Origin of the sequence: Sphingomonas pseudosanguinis (genome assembly GCF_014196255.1) — a bacterium.
Classification (GTDB): Bacteria; Pseudomonadota; Alphaproteobacteria; order Sphingomonadales; family Sphingomonadaceae; genus Sphingomonas; species Sphingomonas pseudosanguinis.
In genome coordinates this window covers 41,388-62,470 of the sequence record NZ_JACIDH010000002.1, presented here as the reverse complement: position 1 = coordinate 62,470, position 21,083 = coordinate 41,388, and the positions used below count along the sequence as shown (strand labels likewise).

Genomic DNA, 21,083 nt, shown 5'->3' with positions numbered 1-21,083 from the left:
CAGGCGCCCGGATCGGAAACGGTCCGGGCGTTTGGCATTATGGCAACAGCACCTTCGACGTCACCGCGAAAAGCCGCCGAGACCGGCAAGGGAACGGGGAGCTTCCAGACTGCCGTTCCCAGGTGCCGGCCCGGCGCCCGTACGGGACCTTGGCTATAGCAGATCAAGATGAACGGAATCTGGACGGCGGAGGAATTCGACTCGAATTTCCCCCGCGTGCCCTCGGTCGGCTCCGATCAGAAGGATTTGGAGATGGTCACGCCGTACGTACGCGGATCGCCAGGCTGGCCGACGATCAGGCCGGTCGAGCCCGACTGGGTGGCCAGCACCTCATAGTAATCATGGTCGAACAGGTTGCGGACCCAGGCGAAGGCGTTGAAATTGCCCGGCGCCTTGAAGCCCGCACGCAGATTGGACAGGCTGTAGCCGTCGATGTCGGTATAGGCGGAGCGCGACGGGTTGGACGAGAATTTCGAGCGGTAGCTGCCGTCATAGCCCAGATAGAATTGCCCCTCGACGCCGCCAACGGTGGCCGGCAGGTCATATTCCGCGCCATAGGAAAAGGCCCAGCGCGAGACGCCGGGCAGCCACTGGCCCGAGATATTGCAATAGGGCAGCGAATTGCCGGGCGTACCGGCGGCGGCCGGCGTGCCCACGATCTGGCCGTTCACCACCGGCAGCGCGGTGCCACCCGACAGCTCGGGCGGGCATGGCGCGTTGGTGAAGCGCGTATAGCGCGCATCGGTGAAGGCGCCATTGGCGTAGATATTGAAGCGGCTGGTCGGGCGGAAGGCCGAGTCGATCTCGATCCCGCGCGTCCGCACGCGGCCCGCATTGGCGAGGTAACCGCGCAGCACGTTGACCTGCAGGTTGTTTACCGTCGCCTGATAATCGCTGATCTCGGTCCAGAAGCCGGCGATGTTCACCGTCGCGCGCCGGTCGGCGAACTGGGTCTTCAGCCCCAACTCGAAATGATTGACCTTTTCGGGGCGTACCGTCTGCGTCGCCAGGATCGGATTGCTCTGGGCATCGAGCGGCAGACCCGACAGGTTGATGCCGCCCGACTTATAGCTGCGCGCATAGGTGGCGTAATAATGGACGTTGGGATTGAATTCATAGGCGACGGTCAGGTCGCCCGACAGGTTCCAGTTGGTGAAGGACGGCGTGTAGCTTTGCGGCGACAGCACGCCGCGCTGATCGCTGGTCAGTGTGCTGGAGCCCGCGCCATTGGTGACGGTCGACAGATAGGTGCCGTCCTTGCGGTCATAGTTCAGCCTCAGGCCGGGCGCGACCGACAGGCGATCGTCGACATGCCAGGTCAGCTTGCCGAACAGCGCCGCCGACGTGTTGGTGAAGCCGATCGTGTTGCGCGACGTCAGGCCGTTGAGCGTCGCCGGATTGCGTCCGCCGGCGCTCGTCGGGTTGAGCAGGAAGGCACTCGCCGCCGGTCCCTGAACCTGCAACCCCTGTGTGTCGATCGACTGCCAGAAGTAGAAGGCGCCGAGCACATAATCGAGCGTTCGCTTGCCGTTCGAGGCGATGCGAAGCTCCTGCGTCACCTGGCTCTGCTGCGACGGATTGGCCGAGACGGTGGTGATCGGCAGGCCGATGAAGTCGCGGTCGTTCGATGGGTCCCAATGCCAGAAGCGCCATGCCGACACGCTGGTCAGCGTCGCCTCGCCGACATCCCAGTTGGCGACCAGCGACAGCCCGCCCAGCTCCTGCTTGGCGCGCAGATCGGTATCGACATCGGTCAGCCGGTCGAAGGCGTTGGTCGAGGGCACGCTATAGCCCTGCGCGGCGGCGAGCCGGGGATATTGCCGATCGAGCGGCCGCTGCGTCGCGCCGACCCGCGCATAATATTGGACGCAGCAATTGGGGTTCTGCCGCGCATAATCGCCCGACAGGGTCAGGTCGAGCGTTGGCGTCGCGTGCCACAGGAACTGGCTGCGCAGCGACAGATTGTCCTGCGAATTCTGCCATTCCTGCTGGCGGGTGTTATAGACGGTACCCCGCCGCGTGGTGAGCGAGGTCGACAGCCGCACAGCCACCTTGTCGTCGACGAGCGGGCCGGACACCGACGCCTTGCCCTGGAAGAAATCGTAATTGCCCGCGCTCAGCTCGACCCGCGCCTCGGGCGTGAAGCTGGGCGCGCGGGTGATGATGTTGATCGCGCCCGCCGTGGTGTTCTTGCCATAGAGTGTGCCCTGCGGCCCGCGCAGCACCTCGATCCGCTCGGTATCGGTGAAGTCGAACGTCGCCGAGGCGATGCGGCTGTAATAGACCTGATCGACATAGATGCCGACGCCCTGCTCGATCCCGTCATTGGTGAGGCCGAACGGCGCGCCGAGCCCGCGGATATTCGCCGCCGAATTGCGCGGGTTGGTCGAATAGAATTGCAGCGTCGGCTGGATCTGGGTCAACCGGTTGACATTGTACGTCCCCGTCTCGGCCAGCGCGGTCCCGCCGATCACCGACATGGCGATGGGGACGGTCTGGATCGTCTCGGCACGACGGCGGGCGGTGACGACCACATCCCCTCCCCCCTGCTGCGCGGTGCCCAGTCGCCCCTCGGCCTGGGGAGGCGCGGGGTCTTCCTGCGGAGGTACGGCCGGCGTCGTTTGGGCGGCGAGGATCAACGCGAGGGTCAAGGACATGGAAGCTCCCTTTCTTATTTCATCCCCCATTCACACATCGATTTGATAGGTATTCAATCCACAGACGGCTTGGCGGGACCGAAGTTTTGCTTTTCGATCCTGCGTGGCCCTTGAAGCCCAGTTTGCACGAACCATATCGGTTCGCGTACGGTGCCGATGACGGGCCGTACGGATGGGTGAGCCCCGACTCATGCGCAGGCGGGGCGGCCGATCCTCTTCAATTCGCTTCTGATGGAGGTTTTGACATGCGTATCGATCTGACCCCGTACCGCCGCTCGACCATCGGCTTCGACCGGCTGTTCGACCTGTTGGAGGCCAATTCGCGCGGCGCTTCGGCGGAAAACTATCCCCCCTTCAACCTCGAGCGTCTGGCCGACGACCGTTACCGCATCACCCTGGCGGTGGCCGGTTTCGCCCGTGACGAGATCGAGATCACCGCGCAGCAGAACATGCTGCTCGTCACCGGCAAGAAGGATGACAAGGCCAACGCGCCCAACTTCCTGCATGTCGGCATCGCCAATCGCTCGTTCGAGCGGCGCTTCGAACTGGCGGACTTCGTGTTCGTCGAGGATGCGCGCCTGAACGACGGCCTGCTCGTCATCGACCTCGTCCGCGAGGTGCCCGAGGCGATGAAGCCCAAGACGATCGCGATCAAGACGGGCCAGCCGCTCGCGGCGGTGGAGCATCACGCCGGTGAGGCCGACGCGGCCAAGGCGGCGTAAACCACTCGACGTCTTTCCCTCCCTGAAGACGTCGCGGGGCGTCCGGACCGACGGGTCCGGGCGCCTTCTGTTTTTTGTCGGCCTTTCCTGCTTCACCATTCAGGTTGAATGTTGTCGAAGTCCAAGCCCTGCCATTCGCCAAACGGGCAGGTTTTTCCGTGGCCTTCGACTTCGCTCAGGCAGAAAGGAGGGTGGAGATTTTTGCGACGTGTGATCATCGCCAAAGCGCCGACACCACCCCGCGCCGCCGTTCAGGCTGAGCGGATTCGAAGCCCACGCCCCGCTATCCACCAAGCGGGCAGGTTTTCCCGTGGCCTTCGACTTCGCTCAGGCGGAACGGGGGTGGGGGTTCTACGATGGGTGATCATCGCCAAAACGCCGACGCCATCCCTTACCGCCGTTCAGGCTGAGCGAAGTCCAAGCCCACACCCCACCATCCGCCAAGCGGGCAGGTTTTCCCGTGGCCTTCGACTTCGCTCAGGCAGAACGGAGGGTGGAGATTTTTGCGACGTGTGATCATCGCCAAAGCGCCGACACCACCCCGCACCGCCGTTCAGGCTGAGCGAAGTCGAAGCCCACGCCCCGCCATCCACCAAGCGGGCAGGTTTTCCCGTGGCTTTCGACTTCGCTCAGTCGGAACGGAGGGTTGGGAATTTGGGGCCGTGCGATCATCGCCAAAGCATCGACACCATCCCCCACCGCCGTTCAGGCTGAGCGCGGTCGAAGCCCACGCCCCACCACCCGCCAAGCAAACAACATGGCCCCAACGAAAAACCCCGCCTCCATCGGGAGGCGGGGTTTCGAAATCAAACCAGCCGGCTCTGCTTCACCGCCGCTTCGACGAAGCTGGCGAAAAGCGGATGCGGGTCGAAGGGTTTGGACTTCAACTCCGGGTGGAACTGCACGCCGACGAACCAGGGATGGTCGGGCCGCTCGACGATTTCGGGCAGCGTGCCGTCGGGTGACATGCCGCTGAACACCAGGCCTCCCTGCTCCAGCGCCTCCTTATAGGCGGTGTTCACCTCATAGCGGTGACGGTGGCGCTCGGAGATGTCCTCCGAGCCATAGATGGAGGCGACGACACTGTTGCCCGCCAGCTTCGCCTGATAGGCGCCCAGACGCATCGTGCCGCCGAGGTCGCCGCTCGCCTCGCGCTTTTCCAGACCGTCGCGGCCCATCCACTCGGTGATGAGGCCGACGACCGGCTCGGACGTCGGGCCGAATTCGGTCGACGAGGCGTCGGCAATGCCCGCCAGATCGCGCGCGCCTTCGACACAGGCCATCTGCATGCCGAAGCAGATGCCGAAATAGGGCACCCGGCGTTCGCGCGCGAAGCGGACCGCCGCGATCTTGCCCGCCGCGCCGCGCTCACCGAACGCGCCGGGGACGAGGATGGCGTGGCACGGCTCGAGCTGCTGCGCGATCTCGCTCTCGTCGCCCTCGAACAGCTCGGCGTCGATCCAGCGGATATGGACCTTCACCTTGTTGGCGATGCCGCCATGGACCAGCGCTTCGTTGAGCGACTTATAGGCGTCCTGCAGGCCGACATATTTGCCGACCACGCCGATCGTCACTTCGCCTTCCGGATTGGTCAGGCGGTCGACGATCTCGGTCCAGCGCGACAGGTTCGGCGCGCCCTCCGGTTCGATGCCGAATGCGCGCAGCACTTCCGAATCAAGACCCTCCGCATGATATTGCAACGGCACCGCATAGATGCTCGATGCGTCGAGCGCCGGGATGACGGCGGACGGCGGCACGTTGCAGAACAGCGCGATCTTGGCACGGTCCGAGGCCGGCAGCGGATGCTCGCAGCGGCAGACCAGCACGTCGGGCGACACGCCCAGCGCGGCGATCTCGCGCACCGAATGCTGGGTCGGCTTGGTCTTCAGCTCGCCCGCCGCCGCGATATAGGGCACCAGCGTGACGTGGATGCTGATCGACTGGCCACGCCCCAGCTCGTTCTTGAGCTGACGGATCGCCTCGATGAAGGGCAGCGATTCGATATCGCCGACCGTGCCGCCGATCTCGCACAGGACGAAGTCGAGATCCTCGCCATTCTCGTCGACCGTATCGGCTCGCGCGAACGCCTTGATCGCGTCGGTGACGTGCGGGATCACCTGGACGGTCGCGCCCAGATAGTCGCCGCGCCGCTCGCGCTCGATGATCGTCTTGTAGATCCGGCCCGAGGTGACGTTGTCCGACTGGCGCGAGGCCACGCCGGTGAAGCGTTCATAGTGGCCGAGGTCGAGGTCGGTCTCGGCCCCGTCGTCGGTCACATAGACCTCGCCGTGCTGATACGGGCTCATCGTGCCCGGATCGACGTTCAGATAGGGATCGAACTTGCGGATGCGCACGCGGTAACCGCGTGCCTGCAGAAGAGCCGCAAGAGAGGCCGCCATGAGGCCCTTGCCGAGCGACGAAACCACGCCGCCGGTGATGAAGATATACCGCGCCATGGGGAGAATCGCCTAGCTTGGATGGGGTGGATACGACAACAGCAAAGATGCGCGCCGCCGGAAATTGTCGGCGGCGCGTTGGCCTATGCTGCGGTGGAAACGAGGTTTAGCGGGCGAGCGGAACCGCCGAATTGTCGGCCGGCTGGGTCGCGGGCGCCGTACCGGTGGGAACCGGGGCGGGCGCGGGCTGGGTGATCGGTGCCTGGGTCGCGGGCGTACGCGCCAGCGAGGTGTCGATCGCGGGCGCGCCGCGCGTCGCGGCCAGGACCGCGAGCAGGATCGAGAAGCCGACGAATGCGGTCGCCAGCACCGCGGTCGCCCGGCTGAGGAAATCCGCGGCACCCCGTGCCGACATCAGGCCCGACGGGCTGCCGCCCATGCCCAGACCGCCGCCTTCCGACCGCTGCATGAGGATCACCGTGACCAGAGTCGCGGCGATGATGGCGTGGATGACGAGCAGGAATGCGAACATGAGGCGCGTATGATCCCGATGAAAGGGTGTGCGAAAGCGCGCACATAGGCGAGGCGCGGGCCGCGATCAACCATGCGCGCGGCACGGGGGCATGATCGAGGCGCCAAATGGTTCCCCGGAGGCCGCATTTTAAGATGTTGTGGAGCGGGGAACAGGAGTGGAAACCAGCACGAACAAAGGGCGTTATGACATCGAAACAACGCCCGGCAAAGCCCGGCACAGCCATTGGAATCGCCATCGTGTCCCACCCACACGAACCGCAGTCGCTGCTGGCCTGGATGAGCGCCCTGGTCGATTATGTCCGCTCGGGTGAACCCGACCTGACCAATCGCCAGATGGCCCTGCTGCTCGTCGTCTATCTTCGTCCCGGCCCCCATACGGTGCGCGGTTTGGCGCGCGCCTTGAACGTCTCGAAACCTGTCGTTACCCGCGCCTTGAATAGATTGGGAACGCTGGGCTATCTGCGCCGCCAACGCGACGATAGCGACAAGCGCAACATCTTTGTCGCCAGGACACCTGAAGGGGCGGACTTTCTTGAAGAATTCGGACATTTCATCGGCGCTGGCGACGCCCCCGCCCTCCAGCGGGCCAGCGCGTAAGAGCTTCGCACTGCAGGGGCGCACGGCGCGCCTCGACCCGCGCACCAATGCGGTGCGCCCCGATCTGGCGGACGTGCGACTGGCTGAATACGTATTCGCGCCGCATTACGCCGCCCCCCTCTCCTATCGCACCAACGCCCCCGCTACGCTGCGTGAGGGGCGTCGTCCGGATTCGGCGGTGCTGGCCGAGCTGAAGGCCGGTGAGGCCTTTGAAGTGCTGGAACTGGCGGGTGGCCATGCCTGGGGCATCGCGCCGCTGCTCGGGCTGGTCGGCTATTGCGACGCGGCATTGCTGGAGAAGGTGCAGTGACGAAGACGGTGTTCATCGATGGCGGCGCCGGCACCACGGGGCTGGAGATCGCGGACCGGCTGTCGGGCCGTGCCGACCTCTCGATCGTCACCCTGCCCGATGACCGCCGCAAGGACGCCGAGGCGCGGCGCGAGGCGATCAACGACGCCGATTTCGTTATCCTCTGCCTGCCCGACGATGCCGCGCGTGAAGCCGTCTCGCTGATCGGCAACGACCGGACGCGGGTCGTCGACGCCTCGACCGCGCACCGCACGACGCAAGGCTGGGTCTATGGCCTGGCGGAACTGGAGCCGGAGCAGCAGGATCGGATCGCGTCGGCGCGCTTCGTCTCGAACCCCGGTTGCTATCCCACCGGCTTCCTCGCGCTCGTCCGGCCGCTGGTGCGTGCCGGCATCGTCCCCGCCGATTGGCCGGTTTCCGTCAACGCCGCCTCGGGCTATTCGGGTGGCGGCAAGGCGATGATCGCCGAATATGAGACCGCCGAGGAGCGCGCCTTCCGCCCCTATGGCCTCACCCTCGCGCACAAGCACGCGCCCGAGATGCAGGTCCATTCGGGCCTGACCTACGCCCCGATCTTCGCGCCCGCCGTGGTCGACACCTATCGCGGCATGGTCGTCGAGGTGCCCCTGCCCCTCTACGCCCTGCCCGGCGCGCCCTCGCTCGACCGTATCGCCGACGTGCTGGCCGAGGCCTATGCCGATAGCCGCATCGTGCGCTTTTCGGCCGATGCCGTAGCGGCGGTGAACATCGAGGAAAATGCCGGAACCGACCGGATGACCTTGCGCGTCTGCGGCAATGCGGCCACGGGTCAGGCGCGACTGATCGCCACGCTCGACAACCTGGGCAAGGGTGCCGGGGGTGCGGCGGTCCAGAATTTGAACATCATGGCCGGGCTTGATCCGACCGCCGGCCTGGTCCTTTAAGCTCCGTTTTCGAAGGAGACGTCATGACGCGCAATCCCGTAGGCAAGCTGCTGCTGTTCGGCGCGACCGGCGATTTGTCGCAGCGCATGTTGCTGCCCTCGCTGTTCAACCTTCATGCCGATGGCCTGTTGCCCGAAGGGCTGACCATCACCGGTACGGCGCGGTCGGATCATGACGATGCCAGCTTCCGCGAATTCGCCGCGCACGCGCTCGACACCTTCCTGCCCGAGGATCGCAAGAAGCCCGAATGGATCGACGGCTTCCTGCAGCGCCTGCAATATCAGTCGCTCGACGCCTCCACCACGGAGGGCTTCCCGGCGCTCGCCGAGAAGGTCGGCGACGTGTCGAACGGGCTGGCCATCTATCTGTCGACCGCGCCCAGCCTGTTCGAGTCCACTATCAAGGGCCTCGAATCGGTCGGCCTGGCGGGTGAGACGGTGCGGATCGGCCTGGAAAAGCCGCTCGGCTACGACCTCGCCTCGTCCAAGGAGATCAACGACGCGGTTGCGTTCGGCTTCCCCGAGGAGCGGACGTTCCGCATCGACCATTATCTGGGCAAGGAAACCGTCCAAAACATCCTGGCGCTGCGCTTCGGCAATTTCTTCTTCGAGCCGATCTGGAACGCGCATGGCATCGACAACGTCCAGATCACCATCGCCGAGACGGTCGGGCTGGAGGATCGCGCGGGCTATTACGAGGGCGCCGGCGCGCTGCGCGACATGGTGCAGAACCATATCCTGCAACTGCTCGCGCTCATCGCGATGGAGCCGCCGGCCCGCTATGACGGCACCGCGATCCGCGACGAAAAGGCCAAGGTCTTCCGCTCGTTGCGCCTGATGACGCCCGAGGAAGTCCCGCACAACACCGTCACCGGTCAGTATGCCGACGGTGCGGTGGGCGGCAAGATCGTCGGTTCCTATGCCGACGAACTGGGCAAGCCGTCCAAGACCGAGACGTTCGTCGCGATCAAGGCGCATGTCGACAATTGGCGCTGGCAGGGCGTGCCCTTCTATCTGCGTACCGGCAAGCGCATGGCCGCGCGCCGTTCCGAAATCGCGATCCAGTTCAAGCCGGTGCCGCATTCGATGTTTGCCGGTCGCGGCGGCCTGCTCCAGCCCAATACGCTGGTCATCCGTTTGCAGCCGGAGGAATATATTCAGCTGCTGGTGATGGCGAAGGAGCCCGGCCTCGACCGCGACGGTATCCGCCTGCGCGAGGTGCCGCTGAACCTGTCGCTCGATGCCGAGTTTGCGGGCACCCGCCGCCGCATCGCCTATGAGCGGTTGTTGCTCGACCTGATCGAGGGTGACCAGACGCTGTTCGTCCGCCGCGACGAGGTGGAGGCGCAATGGACCTGGATCGATGCCATCCGCGCCGGCTGGGACGCCAATGACGTCAAGCCCAAGACCTATCCCAGCGGGAGCTGGGGGCCGTCCGCCGCGATCGCGCTGACCGAGCGCGACGGCGTGACCTGGCAGGACGATTGACCGATTCCGGCTTCGTAACGAAGCCGGGCCTTATTCGCGCGATCTCGGCCCGCTCGCATGGCGGGCCGATCACCGCGCCCAGATATTCGGGATACGAGTATAATGACCGACGAAATCGAATGGTGGGATTACGAAGACACCACCGAGATGGCGAACGCGCTGGCGGGCGACATCCAGTTCATCATCGAAAGCGCGATCGAGGCACGCGGCGCGGCGGTGATCGCGCTGTCCGGCGGCAAGACGCCGATCCCGGTCTATGAGAAACTGGCCCAGGCCAAGCTAGATTGGAAGCGCGTGACCATCGTCCCCGCCGACGAGCGTATCGTGCCGCTGGGCGACCCGCTGTCCAACGTGACGATGATCGGCAAGATCTTCCTGCCCAAGGGCGCGCGCGTCATGCCGATCGTGCCGCAGGCGACGCAGGACTATAAGGCGGCTGGCCGCTCGGCCGATGCGCTGATGCAGGAACTCCACTGGCCGCTCGACCTCGTCCTGCTGGGCATGGGCACCGACGGCCACACGGCCTCGATCTTCCCGGGCCCGGATTATGACGAAGCGCTCAACGGCCCGAAGGAACGCCGTGCGCTGGGCCTGATGCCCGACCCGCTGCCGCCCGAAGCACCGGTCGCGCGCGTGACGCTCAGCCGGGCGGGCATCGTCTCGGCCCGTTCGATCATGTTCGCCATCTCGGGCCCCGCCAAGAAGAAGGTGCTCGAGGACGCGATCAAGGAAGGCGCCTCCTCCCCCTATCCGGTCGGCCGGGTGCTGGCCGAGGTCGAACTGCCGATCGACATCCACTGGAGCGAGCAATGAGCCTCAACGCCGCCGTCTCTGCCGTCACCGACCGGGTCATCGAACGCTCGCGTCCGGGACGTCAGGCCTATCTCGACCTGATCGCGCATGAGGCCGAGACGGCGGTGCGCCGCCCCAATCTGGGCTGCGCCAACCTCGCCCATGCCTATGCCGGGACCGAGGAAGACCGCGACGCCATGAAGGCGGATCGCGGCATGAATATCGGCATCGTGTCGGCCTATAACGACATGCTGTCGGCCCATGCCGTCTATTATCGCTACCCCGAACTGATGAAGGTCTGGGCACGCGAAGTCGGCGCGACGGCGCAGGTCGCGGGCGGCGTGCCCGCCATGTGCGACGGCGTGACGCAGGGCTATGCGGGCATGGAGCTGTCGCTGTTCAGCCGCGACACCATCGCGCTGTCGACCGCCGTCGCGCTGAGCCACGGTACCTTCGAGGGCGCGGCGCTGCTCGGCATCTGTGACAAGATCGTGCCGGGTCTGCTGATGGGTGCGCTGCGCTTCGGGCATCTGCCGATGATCCTGGTCCCCGGCGGACCGATGCCGACCGGCCTGCCCAACAAGCAGAAGGCCGCCGTCCGCGAAGCCTTTGCCGAGGGCAAGGCGGGGCGCGACGAACTGCTCGATGCCGAGATCGCCGCCTATCATTCCAAGGGTACCTGCACCTTCTACGGCACCGCCAACACCAATCAGATGATGATGGAGGTGATGGGCCTGCACATGCCGGGGGCCGCCTTCGTCAATCCGGGCACCAAGCTGCGGCAGGAACTCAGCCGCGCCGCCGTCCACCGGCTGGCTGCGATCGGCCAGCGGGGCGACGACTATCGCCCGCTGGGGCGCTGCGTCGATGAAAAGGCGATCGTCAACGCGGCGGTCGGCCTGCTGGCAACCGGCGGCTCGACCAATCACCTGATCCACCTGCCCGCCATCGCACGCGCGGCGGGGATTATCATCGACTGGGAGGACATGGATCGCCTGTCGGCCGCCGTGCCGCTGATCGCGCGCGTCTATCCCAACGGCTCGGCCGATGTGAACGGGTTCGAGGCAGCGGGTGGCATGCCCTATGTCATCCGCGAGCTTCTCTCCGCCGGGCTTCTCCACCGCGACATCCTGACCGTCGCGGGCAAGGACCTGTCCGATTATGGCCAGACGGCGGTGATCGAGGGCGACAAGCTCAGCTGGACCCCGGTCGGCGACAGCGGTGACGAGACGATCCTGCGCCCCGCCGTCGCGCCCTTCTCGGCCGATGGCGGCATGCGCATCCTGTCGGGCAATCTGGGCCGCGCCTGTATCAAGGTGTCGGCGGTCGAGCGCGAGCGCTGGGTCATCGAGGCGCCTGCCCGCGTCTTCTCCGACCAGTCTGAGGTGCAGGCCGCGTTCAAGGCGGGCGAGCTGGAACGCGACGTCGTCGTCGTCGTCCGTTTCCAAGGCCCCAAGGCCAATGGCATGCCCGAGCTGCACAAGCTGACCCCGCCGCTGGGCGTGCTCCAGAACCGGGGCTTCAAGGTCGCACTCGTCACCGACGGCCGCATGTCGGGCGCCAGCGGCAAGGTCCCGTGCGCCATCCATCTCAGCCCCGAGGCGATCGGCGGCGGCGCGATCGGCCTGATCCGCGACGGCGACATCGTTCGGCTGGATGCGGTCGAGGGCACGCTGAACGCGCTGGTCGATCCGACCGAATGGGCAGCACGACAGCAGGCCGAGACGCCCGCCCCGGCACAGGGCATGGGCCGCGAGCTGTTCGCGCTGTTCCGCCAGGCCGCCGACGAAGCCGAGAAGGGCGCTTCGCCCATTCTCGCCGGCGCGGGCCTGTAAAAGACAAAAGGGGAGGACATCATGGAAATCGTCGCCGTCGACATCGGAGGCACGCATGCGCGCTTCGCGATCGCCGAGGTCGAGAATGGGCGCGTGGTGAAGCTGGGCGAACCCTGCACGCAGAAGACCGCCGAGCACGCGTCGCTCCAGACCGCCTGGCAGGCGTTCGAGGCGCATCTGGGTCGCCCGCTGCCCAAGGCTGCCTCGCTCGCCATCGCCTCGCCGATCACCGGCGACGTGATCCGCATGACCAACAATCCCTGGGTCATCCGCCCCTCGCTCATTCCCGAGCGGCTGGGCGCCGACGTCTATACCGTCATCAACGATTTCGGCGCGGTCGGCCATGCGGTCGCGCAGGTGCCGCAGGAGGATTTTCTCCATATCTGCGGCCCCGAGGAGCCGATGCCCGAACACGGCGTCGTCACCGTCTGCGGCCCCGGCACGGGTCTGGGCGTCGCGCAGGTGCTGATGACGCCCAACCGCTATCACGTCATCGAAACCGAGGGCGGGCATATGGACTATGCCCCGCTCGACGGGATCGAGGATGCGATCCTGAAGCGCCTGCGCCGCACCTATACCCGCGTGTCGTGCGAGCGGATCTGCTCCGGCCCCGGCATCGTCGCCATCTATGAGACGCTGGCCTCACTGGAGGGCCGCGCGGTGCCCAGCCGCGACGACCGCGAAATCTGGACCGAGGCGCTGGAAGGCACCGATTCGATCGCGCTCGCTGCGCTCGATCGTTTCTGTCTCGCGCTGGGTGCCGTCGCGGGCGACTTCGCGCTGGCGCAGGGGGCCAAGACCGTCGTGATCGCGGGCGGCCTCGGCTACCGGATCAAGGACAAGCTGCTGCGCTCGGGCTTCGACCAACGCTTTGTCGCCAAGGGCCGCTTCCAGTCGCTGATGGCGCGCATCCCCGTCAAGCTTATCACCCATCCCCAGCCCGGCCTCTTCGGCGCGGCCGCGGCCTTTGCCCAGGAGCATTCATGACCGACATAGCCACCATCATGCGCACCAGCGCGGTCATCCCCGTGCTGGTCATCGACGACGCCGCCACCGCCCGCCCGCTCGCCGAAGCGCTGGTCGCGGGCGGTCTGAAGGTGCTGGAGGTGACGCTGCGCACCCCCGCCGCGCTGGAGGCCATGGCCGAGATGAAGAAGGTCCCCGGCGCGATCGTCGGTGCGGGCACCGTCGTCAACGAACAGCAGCTGCGCGACGTGGCGGATGCGGGTGCGGAGTTCATCGTCTCGCCGGGCCTGACCGATCGGCTGGGTACGGCAGTCGTGGAAAGCGGCATCCCTTATCTGCCCGGCATCGCCAATGCGGGCGACATCATGCGCGGGCTGGATCTGGGCCTGACGCACTTCAAGTTCTTCCCGGCCGAGACGAGCGGCGGGCTGAAGGCGCTCAAGGCGCTCGCCGCGCCCTTCTATCAGGCACGCTTCTGCCCGACCGGCGGCATCACCGAGGCGAGCGCCCCCGACTGGCTGGCCTTTGACCGCGTGCTGTGCGTCGGCGGCAGCTGGGTGACGGGTGGTTCGATGGCCGATGTGGAGGCCAAGGCCCGGGCAGCCTCGGCGCTGCGCCCGCAGATCGCGGGCTGATCAAGACATTGCGGGGGCGTGGCGCCAGGCCATGCCCCCCTTCTCAGCTTTGCAGGCCGACCAATGCGGCGGCGCTGGCAGGGGGTATGCCCTGCCCGGTCAATTCCACCAGCGCCGCATCCAGCCAGATGGCGACACTCGCGGCCCCCATTTCATCCGCCGTCAGCAGCGCGTTCATGATCAGGTCGCGCAAGGTCTGGTGTTGATCGTTCGTCACCCGCGCATCCTAGAGCGGGTGGCACCACGATCCTAGGGCAGATCGACATTCACTTTATTCCTCCCCTGGAAGGGGAGGTGGCAGGCCGCAGGCCTGACGGAGGGGTGTCCCGGCCTGCGAGGTCGATCAAACATCGCAAGCGGTGACACCCCTCCACCATGCTGCGCATGGTCCCCCTCCCCTTGCAGGGGAGGAATTGAGGGGGACTGAATGTCGATCCGCCCTAGTCCTGTGTCGCGGCGGCGAGTGCCGCACTCGTCTCACGCGCCCAATCGCGAACCCTTGCCCAACTACCATCGCTCAGCACCAGGAAGTTGCGACGGCGATCGGTCGAGTCGCTCAGGCGGATCACCAGCCCCTCGTCCACCAGCCGGTTGATCCAGCGCAGACCCGTGGTCTGTGCGGTGCGGGTCGCGACCGAGGCGCTGCTGACCGACAGGCGCTTGCCCTTGGCTTCGGTGACGAACAGGTCGACCATCATGTCCCAGGCCGGATCGCCCATCAGCCCTGCGGGGAACATCCGGCGACGCGCATCCTGCGCCTTCAGATAAATCTCGAGCCATGCGGTCAGGCGATGGGTTTCCGCGCCGCCCGATCGAGCGCGATCCCAACCACCATCGATCCCAGACACGGGATCGCCCAGACCGTGCCCAGCGCGTAATAGATTCTCGGCACGAATTGCGGGACGAACGCCACGGCACAATGGCTGATCGTTGTCAGCATCTGCGCGGCGGCCATCCAGATCGGCCAATAGGAGCGACTGCCCGCCATCAACGCCATGAGCGCCGCCAACAGCCCGGCGTCGATCGCCACCGCCATCGGATGCATGCTGGCGTAGGACGGATGCACCAGATCGTCCACGGCTGTCAGCATGACGGCCAGCATTATGAAGCCCGCGGCCCATCGGCCATCCCTTCCACCAAAAAGGCCCGCATAGATCAGGCTGAATATCGTCAGGACGAGAAAGGTGACCTGCACCATGAGCTATCGATCACCTTTCTCATGCCATGATTGCGCGGTCAGGCGACGATGCGCAGCGGCGGGGTTTCCTGGGCATAGTCCAGCGGGTTGTTCGGGCCGGGGCAACCGAAACCGGTCTCGGCGATGTTGCTGCGCCGCTGGATACCCGTCAGCATCGCCGTCGCCGCCGTCATGCCGCCCCGCGCCGCGACGATGTCGCCCTGGCTCTTGTGGAACACGGACAGGATGCGCTGGCTTTCCTTGGCAGTCACACCGGCATCGGCCACGGCGTTGAGGAACGAGATGGTCAAGGTCGCGGTGCTGCGCAGCGCGTCGTCGAGCTGACGAAAGGCGGACTGGGTATCGCGGGCGACGGCAGCGGCATCATTCGGATCAAGCGTAACCATGGGGCCTCCACAAGGGGCCTCAGCGAAGTGTCCGCAAGGCCCCGATGAAAATGAGCGTCAAACTCGCCACGACGACGACCATGAAACAGGCGGCGCGCAGCATCTCTCGGATACGGTCGACGAGCATCAGTTCGTTTTGGACGCCCCCGACCGGCGGTGGCCTGAGCAATGCGACGATTGCCCGACCGATCCGCCGTGGCCGATTTCCGCGATCGGACAGGGGTTTGGGAAGGCCTTCCAATTCGGATACGAATCGTTCGGATAGGTTGGAAGGCGTGGAATCCGTCTCGGGATCGCGGTTCCCGGCGGCGTTTTCGGCCTCGACGGGCGCGGCGACGGGTCGGCCGTCGGTCGCCTCGAACTCCACCAGCATCCTGGCCGCCTCGCGCCGATCGCGGGTGCCCAGCTGGATCATGGCCTGTCGGATATAGGTGTCGATCGAAGCGGGGGCCAATTGGACGATCGGTGCGATCTCCTTCGTCCGCAGTCCCCGATGCACGAGGCGCAAACAGGCTTTCTGCTGTTCGCTCAATCCCAAAATCTTGTCCAAGTTCGCTCCCTCGCTCGAGGTTGCAATATCATTCTTCGCTTATGGTTAAACGACCCGGTGTGGATTTATCCGTCTGGAATTCTTCCGCAATGGCCCGCAACGGGAATGCTATGCGCCGCCGGCGTCTTGGCGCATGAGGATCGACAGGAGGAACCCCGCCCATGTTCGCGCAGCCCATCGCACCCTGGTTGATCGCCCCCTGGCTGATCGCCCTCGCCGCCCCAGCCATCCCGCAAGCCGCCGATCCGCTGACCCGGCCGATCGTCACCGATCATGCCGCCGAATGGCTGTCCCCGCGCCCGCCGGTGCGGGTGTTCGGCAAGACCTATCTGGTCGGGTTCGGCGGGCTGAACGTCGCGCTGATCGATACGGGCAAGGGCCTGATCCTGATCGACGGCGCGCTGCCCCAGGGGGCGCCGGCGATCCTCGCCAATGTCCGCAAACTGGGCTTCGCACCGCGCGACATAAAATACATTCTGAGCACCGAGCCGCATTTCGATCATGCCGGCGGCCTGGCCGCGTTGGCGCGCGATACCGGCGCGACGGTGATCGCGAGCGCGCGCGGGGCCGAGGGATTGCGCACCGGCCGCCTGGCGGCGGACGATCCGCAGATCGGCTATGACAGCCGCTTTCCGGCGGTTCGCGCGGTGCGGGTCGTCCGCGACGGCGAACGCATCACGCTGGGCGATACCAGCGTCATCGCACGCGCGACGCCCGGCCATACGATGGGCAGCATGAGCTGGAACTGGCGCGCCTGCGAAGGCCAGCGGTGCAAGGCGATCGTCTTCGCCGCCAGCCTCAACCCGGTGTCGACCGACGATTATCGCTTCTCCGCATCCGCCAACACGGCGGTGGTCGCGGCCTTCGCGCGCGGTCAGGCGGCGATGCGCGCCCTGCCCTGCGACATTCTGATCACCGCCCATGCCGATCAGGACGGCGCGACCAGCCGGTTCCTGACGGCGCCCGGCGCCTGCCGGACCTATGCCGCCTCTTCGCAGCGGAAACTCGCCCAGCGGCTCGCCAGCGAGCGACGCTAGACCGCGTCCATTCCTCCCCTGCAAGGGAAGGGGTGGATGCGGTCGTTGGGTGAGGCCCCATCTACCGAGCGATGACACCCCTCCGTCAGGCCTTCGGCCTGCCACCTCCCCTTACAGGGGAGGAACAGGAAGGAGTCCGCAGCCTCTACATCTCGCCGCGCTGGCGGCGGATCGCGTACCATTTCTGCACATTGGCATTATGCTCGGGCAGCGTGTCGGCGAAGACATGGCCACCCGATCCGTCCGCGACGAAATACAGCGCCTTGCTGTCCGCCGGGTCGAGCACCGCGTCGATCGAGGCGCGGCCCGGATTGGCGATCGGCCCGATCGGCAGGCCGGGGCTGGCATAGGTGTTGTAGCCATTCTTGGCGTGCAGTTCCGACCGAAGGATACGGCGGCCGAGCGGACGGCCCTTGGTGATCGGATAGATGACGGTCGGGTCGGCCTGAAGCGGCATGCCGATGCGAAGGCGATTGCCATAGACCGCCGCCACGGTCCGCCGCTCGGACGACTTGCCCGTTTCCTTCTCGACGATCGACGCCAGGATGATCGCCTGCTCGGGCGAGGTGACCGCGATGCCCGGCTTCCGCTTCGCCCAGGCCTTTGCGAGATAGTCCTTCATCGCCTTTTGCATCCGCGCCACCACCGAGGCGCGGGTGTCGCCCTTCTGATAGGCATAGCTGTCGGGCAGGACCGATCCTTCGGCGGGGACGGGCACATCGCCGGTCAGGCCATCGGCGCGCATCAGTGCGTCATGGACCAGCACCGACGGATAGCCCTCGGGCACGGGGACCAGCCGCTGGCGAACCGTGCCCTCCTGCAACAGGGTCAGGACGTCGGACGCGCTGGCCTGTTCGGGGATGGCATATTCGCCCGCCTTGATCGCACCGCCATCGCCGAACAGCCGGGCATAGAGGCGGAAGCGGCCGGCTGAGCGGATCGCACCCGCCTTTTGCAGTTCGTTGGCGGCACGGGCGAGACTGGCGCCCTCGGGCACGACGACCGCGAGCGGCTTGTCCGCCGGGCCGCTACCTGCCCAGTCATGCGCGACCCAGGCGAAGACGGCGATGCCGATCAGCCCCAGCAGCAACCCGATACAGCCGACCTTGCGCATATCTCACCCGGTTTTTGACTAGGGCGCATGGGCCCGGACAGGAAACAACCCCGGCACCGATCCGGGTCTGCTTGCTTGTTTGGCCGATGACGTGAGCCGAACCATTTTGCAAGCAGACCCGAACGGTGCCGGGGTTGTCATTCAATAAGCCCACTCTGCGTTCGCACTGAGCGAAGTCGAAGTGCACGCCCTAAACTCACCCCGCATCCCGTGGCCTTCGACTTCGGCGCTCCGCGCCGAAGTTTATCCTGAGCGGCTGGCTTGCCAGCCAGCCGAAGGGCTCAGGCCGAACGGAAGGCAGGATGTGGGCGTAGCGTAGAATTGGGGGCGACCCACCGCCGTTCGGCCTGAGCGCAGTCGAAGGCCACAGGGATCCCCCAAGACGCAACACCCCCCACGAACGGCGGTTGGACGGATTAGATCGCCTTCATCACCAGCGAAGCATTGGTGCCGCCGAAGCCGAACGAGTTGTTCAGCACCGCCTTCACCTCACGCTTCTTGGCCGTGTGCGGCACCAGGTCGACGCCCTCGGTGCCCTCGTCCGGATTGTCGAGGTTCAGCGTCGGCGGCACGATCTGGTCGCGCAGCGCCAGGATGCAGAAAATGCTCTCCACCGCACCGGCACCGCCCAGAAGATGGCCGATCGCCGACTTGGTGCTCGACATCGACGCGCCCGACAGGTCGTCGCCGAACACGCGCTTGGCGGCGGCCAGTTCGATCGTGTCGGCCATGGTCGAGGTGCCGTGCGCGTTGATATAGTCGATGTCCGACGGCTCCATGCCCGCCTTGCGCAGCGCCATGCGCATCGCATTCTCGGCGCCCTTGCCCTCGGGATGCGGCGCGGTGACGTGATAGGCATCGCCCGACAGGCCATAGCCGACGACCTCGGCATAGATCTTCGCGCCGCGCGCCTTGGCGTGCTCATATTCCTCGAGCACGATGACGCCCGCGCCCTCACCCATCACGAAGCCGTCGCGCCCTTTGTCATAAGGGCGGCTCGCCTCGGTCGGACGATCGTTCATGCTCATGTTAAGCGCGCGCGCCTGAGCAAAGCCCGCCACGCCCAGCGGGTTGATGGTGCTTTCCGCACCACCGGCCAGCATGATGTCGGCATCGTCGTCGCGGATCATGCGCGCCGCATCACCGATCGAATGCGCGCCGGTCGAGCAAGCGGTCACGACCGCATGATTCGGCCCCATCAGACCGTATTTGATGCTGACCTGACCCGAGATCAGGTTGATCAGGCGGCCATGGACGAAGTGCGGGCTGACCCGACCGGGGCCGCGCTCATGCAGGTTGACCGATTCGATCTCGATGCCCGGCAGACCGCCGATGCCCGAGCCGATCGATACGCCCGCGCGAAGCTTGGTCGCTTCGTCCATCTGGGTCAGACCGGCATCTTCCAGCGCCTGTCCGGCGGCGTCGATGCCATAGACGATGAACGGATCGACCTGACGCTGGACCTTGTGGTCGACGCGCTTGTCGGGATCGAAGCCATATTCATGATCCTTGGGCTTCACTTCGCACGCGATGGTGCATTTCTGCCCCGTGGTATCGAAGCGGGTGATCGTCCCCGCACCGGACTTGCCGGCGATCAGATTGGCCCAGGCGGTTTCCACGTCCGCGCCCAGCGGCGTGACAAGACCCAGACCAGTTACGACAACGCGCCGCATATTCCACTCCATCTCATACGAAAACGGCTCCCCGCCCGCTATGTCGGGGTCGGGGAGCCGCTTGAAACCTGGCCTTGGCGGCCTGTTCGGCCCGCATCATCTGCGGGCCGAGGCCCCGGAATCAGGCCTTGTTCTCGTCGATATACGTGATCGCGTCCTTGACGGTCGTGATCTTCTCGGCGGCATCGTCCGGAATCTCGACACCGAACTCTTCCTCGAACGCCATGACGAGCTCGACGATGTCGAGGCTGTCGGCACCGAGGTCGTCGATGAAGCTCGCGTCCTCGGTCACCTTGTCGGCTTCGACGCCGAGATGCTCGACGACGATCTTCTTCACGCGGTCGGCGGTCTCGCTCATGGTAATCCCTTCTCGTAATTCATCGGGGGTTGGTAATTCCTGAACGCACGTAGAACGCGCGCTCTTTTCTGGCAAGCCCGTCCAGCGACGGACTTGGACCAGGATACGCTCATTCGTGGCAAATATGCCTTTTACAGCATCGCCATGCCGCCATTTATGCCTTTTACAGCATCGCCATGCCGCCATTGACGTGCAGCGTCTGGCCCGTGACGTAGCCCGCCTCCTTCGACGCGAGGTATACGACCGCCGCGCCGATGTCCTCGCCCTTGCCCAGATCGCCGGCCGGAATCTTGCCCAGCAGCGCGGCCTTCTGCGCCTCGGGCAGAACGTCGGTCATCGCCGAGCGCATGAAGCCCGGCGCGACGCAGTTGACGGTGACATTGCGGCTGGCGAGTTCCTGCGCCACGGCCTTCGACATGCCGACAATGCCCGCCTTGGATGCGGCATAATTGGCCTGGCCCGGATTGCCGGTCGCACCGACGATCGAGGTGATCGAGATGATGCGGCCGAAGCGCGCCTTCATCATCGGCTTGGCGGCGGCGCGGATCAGGCGGAAGGTCGCCTCCAGGTTGACGCTGATGACCTGGTCCCACTCCTCGTCCTTCATCCGCATGGTCAGATTGTCGCGGGTCACGCCCGCATTGTTGACCAGGATGTCGAGCTTGCCCCCCAGCGCTTCCACGGCCTGCGGGATCAGCGCATCGACGGCGGCCGCGTCGGACAGGTTGCACGGCACCGCGACATGATCGCCGCCCAGCTGGCTGCGAAACGCCTCCAGCTTGTCGATATTGGAGCCTGAGAGCGCCAGCTTGGCCCCCTGCGCCGCCAGCGCCTTGGCCACCGCCGAGCCGAGGCCACCCGATGCGCCGGTCACGAGGGCGGTCATTCCTGTCAGGTCGAACATTTTGAGAAA

22 protein-coding genes are annotated in these 21,083 nt (G+C 65.8%); 10 read left to right on the top strand and 12 right to left on the bottom strand.

Features of this window, described 5'->3' with window-relative positions; translation table 11 throughout:
• Positions 1–236: 236 nt before the first annotated feature.
• Positions 237–2,657, bottom strand: a complete 2,421-nt coding sequence (locus GGR48_RS04450) for a TonB-dependent receptor (RefSeq protein WP_183950695.1) — start codon at positions 2,655–2,657, stop codon at positions 237–239.
• 245 nt (positions 2,658–2,902) lie between these two features.
• Between GGR48_RS04450 and GGR48_RS04445 the strand changes: the two genes are divergently transcribed.
• The gene (locus GGR48_RS04445) at positions 2,903–3,379 is read left to right on the top strand and encodes an Hsp20 family protein (protein ID WP_183950694.1); all 477 of its coding nucleotides are present in this window, start codon (positions 2,903–2,905) and stop codon (positions 3,377–3,379) included.
• Positions 3,380–4,185: 806 nt separating this feature from the next.
• Here the strand turns inward: GGR48_RS04445 and GGR48_RS04440 are convergent.
• A complete protein-coding gene (locus tag GGR48_RS04440) occupies positions 4,186–5,835 on the bottom strand; it encodes a CTP synthase (protein ID WP_183950693.1) in 1,650 nt (549 codons plus the stop codon).
• A 106-nt stretch (positions 5,836–5,941) separates the two neighbouring features.
• Complete coding sequence (secG, locus tag GGR48_RS04435; RefSeq protein WP_183950692.1) at positions 5,942–6,307, bottom strand: preprotein translocase subunit SecG; 366 nt, start codon at positions 6,305–6,307, stop codon at positions 5,942–5,944.
• Positions 6,308–6,585: 278 nt separating this feature from the next.
• Between secG and GGR48_RS04430 the strand changes: the two genes are divergently transcribed.
• The 8 genes from GGR48_RS04430 (at position 6,586) to eda (ending at position 13,854) form a co-directional block, all read left to right on the top strand.
• Positions 6,586–6,906, top strand: a complete 321-nt coding sequence (locus GGR48_RS04430) for a MarR family transcriptional regulator (protein ID WP_058732142.1) — start codon at positions 6,586–6,588, stop codon at positions 6,904–6,906.
• Positions 6,842–7,216 carry an SH3 domain-containing protein gene (locus GGR48_RS04425; RefSeq protein ID WP_338110495.1) on the top strand — a complete coding sequence of 125 codons (375 nt, stop codon included), beginning with the start codon at positions 6,842–6,844 and terminating at the stop codon, positions 7,214–7,216. The genes GGR48_RS04430 and GGR48_RS04425 overlap by 65 nt, the downstream gene beginning before the upstream one ends.
• Positions 7,213–8,139 (top strand): N-acetyl-gamma-glutamyl-phosphate reductase, encoded by a 927-nt coding sequence (gene argC / locus GGR48_RS04420; protein ID WP_183950691.1) that lies wholly within the window; start codon positions 7,213–7,215, stop codon positions 8,137–8,139. The genes GGR48_RS04425 and argC overlap by 4 nt, the downstream gene beginning before the upstream one ends.
• A gap of 23 nt (positions 8,140–8,162) precedes the next feature.
• The gene (gene zwf, locus GGR48_RS04415) at positions 8,163–9,626 is read left to right on the top strand and encodes a glucose-6-phosphate dehydrogenase (protein ID WP_183950690.1); all 1,464 of its coding nucleotides are present in this window, start codon (positions 8,163–8,165) and stop codon (positions 9,624–9,626) included.
• A gap of 102 nt (positions 9,627–9,728) precedes the next feature.
• A complete protein-coding gene (gene pgl / locus GGR48_RS04410) occupies positions 9,729–10,439 on the top strand; it encodes a 6-phosphogluconolactonase (RefSeq protein ID WP_183950689.1) in 711 nt (236 codons plus the stop codon).
• Positions 10,436–12,253, top strand: a complete 1,818-nt coding sequence (gene edd, locus GGR48_RS04405; protein ID WP_183950688.1) for a phosphogluconate dehydratase — start codon at positions 10,436–10,438, stop codon at positions 12,251–12,253. Before pgl ends, edd begins: the two co-directional genes overlap by 4 nt.
• Before the next feature lie 21 nt (positions 12,254–12,274).
• Positions 12,275–13,240: a glucokinase gene (gene glk, locus GGR48_RS04400; protein WP_183950687.1), complete on the top strand. Its 966-nt coding sequence runs from the start codon at positions 12,275–12,277 to the stop codon at positions 13,238–13,240.
• Positions 13,237–13,854: a bifunctional 4-hydroxy-2-oxoglutarate aldolase/2-dehydro-3-deoxy-phosphogluconate aldolase gene (eda, locus tag GGR48_RS04395; protein WP_183950686.1), complete on the top strand. Its 618-nt coding sequence runs from the start codon at positions 13,237–13,239 to the stop codon at positions 13,852–13,854. Before glk ends, eda begins: the two co-directional genes overlap by 4 nt.
• Before the next feature lie 43 nt (positions 13,855–13,897).
• Here eda and GGR48_RS04390 read toward each other — a convergent pair whose 3' ends face one another.
• The 5 genes from GGR48_RS04390 to GGR48_RS04370 form a co-directional block, all read right to left on the bottom strand.
• Positions 13,898–14,071 (bottom strand): hypothetical protein, encoded by a 174-nt coding sequence (locus GGR48_RS04390; protein ID WP_183950685.1) that lies wholly within the window; start codon positions 14,069–14,071, stop codon positions 13,898–13,900.
• Positions 14,072–14,294: 223 nt separating this feature from the next.
• Entirely contained in the window at positions 14,295–14,591 is a 297-nt protein-coding gene (locus GGR48_RS04385; protein WP_183950684.1) for a helix-turn-helix domain-containing protein, read from the bottom strand.
• A 47-nt stretch (positions 14,592–14,638) separates the two neighbouring features.
• Positions 14,639–15,052 carry a hypothetical protein gene (locus tag GGR48_RS04380; protein ID WP_183950683.1) on the bottom strand — a complete coding sequence of 138 codons (414 nt, stop codon included), beginning with the start codon at positions 15,050–15,052 and terminating at the stop codon, positions 14,639–14,641.
• 38 nt (positions 15,053–15,090) lie between these two features.
• Positions 15,091–15,438 (bottom strand): hypothetical protein, encoded by a 348-nt coding sequence (locus GGR48_RS04375; protein ID WP_183950682.1) that lies wholly within the window; start codon positions 15,436–15,438, stop codon positions 15,091–15,093.
• A gap of 19 nt (positions 15,439–15,457) precedes the next feature.
• A complete protein-coding gene (locus tag GGR48_RS04370) occupies positions 15,458–15,988 on the bottom strand; it encodes a helix-turn-helix domain-containing protein (RefSeq protein ID WP_183950681.1) in 531 nt (176 codons plus the stop codon).
• Positions 15,989–16,149: 161 nt separating this feature from the next.
• On the opposite strand from GGR48_RS04370, the gene bla reads away from it, so the two are divergent.
• Positions 16,150–17,025 carry a subclass B3 metallo-beta-lactamase gene (gene bla / locus GGR48_RS04365; RefSeq protein ID WP_183950680.1) on the top strand — a complete coding sequence of 292 codons (876 nt, stop codon included), beginning with the start codon at positions 16,150–16,152 and terminating at the stop codon, positions 17,023–17,025.
• Between the two features lie 145 nt (positions 17,026–17,170).
• On the opposite strand, the gene mltG is transcribed toward bla, so the two are convergent.
• From mltG to fabG, 4 genes are all read right to left on the bottom strand, one after another.
• Entirely contained in the window at positions 17,171–18,139 is a 969-nt protein-coding gene (gene mltG, locus GGR48_RS04360; protein ID WP_183950679.1) for an endolytic transglycosylase MltG, read from the bottom strand.
• Between the two features lie 416 nt (positions 18,140–18,555).
• Complete coding sequence (gene fabF / locus GGR48_RS04355; RefSeq protein ID WP_183950678.1) at positions 18,556–19,812, bottom strand: beta-ketoacyl-ACP synthase II; 1,257 nt, start codon at positions 19,810–19,812, stop codon at positions 18,556–18,558.
• A gap of 121 nt (positions 19,813–19,933) precedes the next feature.
• Complete coding sequence (locus GGR48_RS04350; RefSeq protein WP_007403554.1) at positions 19,934–20,170, bottom strand: acyl carrier protein; 237 nt, start codon at positions 20,168–20,170, stop codon at positions 19,934–19,936.
• Positions 20,171–20,333: 163 nt separating this feature from the next.
• Positions 20,334–21,074 (bottom strand): 3-oxoacyl-[acyl-carrier-protein] reductase, encoded by a 741-nt coding sequence (gene fabG / locus GGR48_RS04345; RefSeq protein ID WP_183950677.1) that lies wholly within the window; start codon positions 21,072–21,074, stop codon positions 20,334–20,336.
• Between the last annotated feature and the right edge of the window lie 9 nt (positions 21,075–21,083).

Coding starts and splice junctions, on each gene's coding strand:
- secG (WP_183950692.1), bottom strand. CDS start 6,307: ATGTTCGCATTCCTGCTCGTCATCCACGCCATCATCGCCGCGACTCTG.
- GGR48_RS04380 (WP_183950683.1), bottom strand. CDS start 15,052: ATGGTGCAGGTCACCTTTCTCGTCCTGACGATATTCAGCCTGATCTAT.
- GGR48_RS04385 (WP_183950684.1), bottom strand. CDS start 14,591: ATGTTCCCCGCAGGGCTGATGGGCGATCCGGCCTGGGACATGATGGTC.
- GGR48_RS04375 (WP_183950682.1), bottom strand. CDS start 15,438: ATGGTTACGCTTGATCCGAATGATGCCGCTGCCGTCGCCCGCGATACC.
- glk (WP_183950687.1), top strand. CDS start 12,275: ATGGAAATCGTCGCCGTCGACATCGGAGGCACGCATGCGCGCTTCGCG.
- pgl (WP_183950689.1), top strand. CDS start 9,729: ATGACCGACGAAATCGAATGGTGGGATTACGAAGACACCACCGAGATG.
- fabF (WP_183950678.1), bottom strand. CDS start 19,812: ATGCGGCGCGTTGTCGTAACTGGTCTGGGTCTTGTCACGCCGCTGGGC.
- mltG (WP_183950679.1), bottom strand. CDS start 18,139: ATGCGCAAGGTCGGCTGTATCGGGTTGCTGCTGGGGCTGATCGGCATC.
- eda (WP_183950686.1), top strand. CDS start 13,237: ATGACCGACATAGCCACCATCATGCGCACCAGCGCGGTCATCCCCGTG.
- GGR48_RS04445 (WP_183950694.1), top strand. CDS start 2,903: ATGCGTATCGATCTGACCCCGTACCGCCGCTCGACCATCGGCTTCGAC.
- edd (WP_183950688.1), top strand. CDS start 10,436: ATGAGCCTCAACGCCGCCGTCTCTGCCGTCACCGACCGGGTCATCGAA.
- GGR48_RS04450 (WP_183950695.1), bottom strand. CDS start 2,657: ATGTCCTTGACCCTCGCGTTGATCCTCGCCGCCCAAACGACGCCGGCC.
- GGR48_RS04440 (WP_183950693.1), bottom strand. CDS start 5,835: ATGGCGCGGTATATCTTCATCACCGGCGGCGTGGTTTCGTCGCTCGGC.
- bla (WP_183950680.1), top strand. CDS start 16,150: ATGTTCGCGCAGCCCATCGCACCCTGGTTGATCGCCCCCTGGCTGATC.
- GGR48_RS04350 (WP_007403554.1), bottom strand. CDS start 20,170: ATGAGCGAGACCGCCGACCGCGTGAAGAAGATCGTCGTCGAGCATCTC.
- zwf (WP_183950690.1), top strand. CDS start 8,163: ATGACGCGCAATCCCGTAGGCAAGCTGCTGCTGTTCGGCGCGACCGGC.
- fabG (WP_183950677.1), bottom strand. CDS start 21,074: ATGTTCGACCTGACAGGAATGACCGCCCTCGTGACCGGCGCATCGGGT.
- GGR48_RS04430 (WP_058732142.1), top strand. CDS start 6,586: ATGAGCGCCCTGGTCGATTATGTCCGCTCGGGTGAACCCGACCTGACC.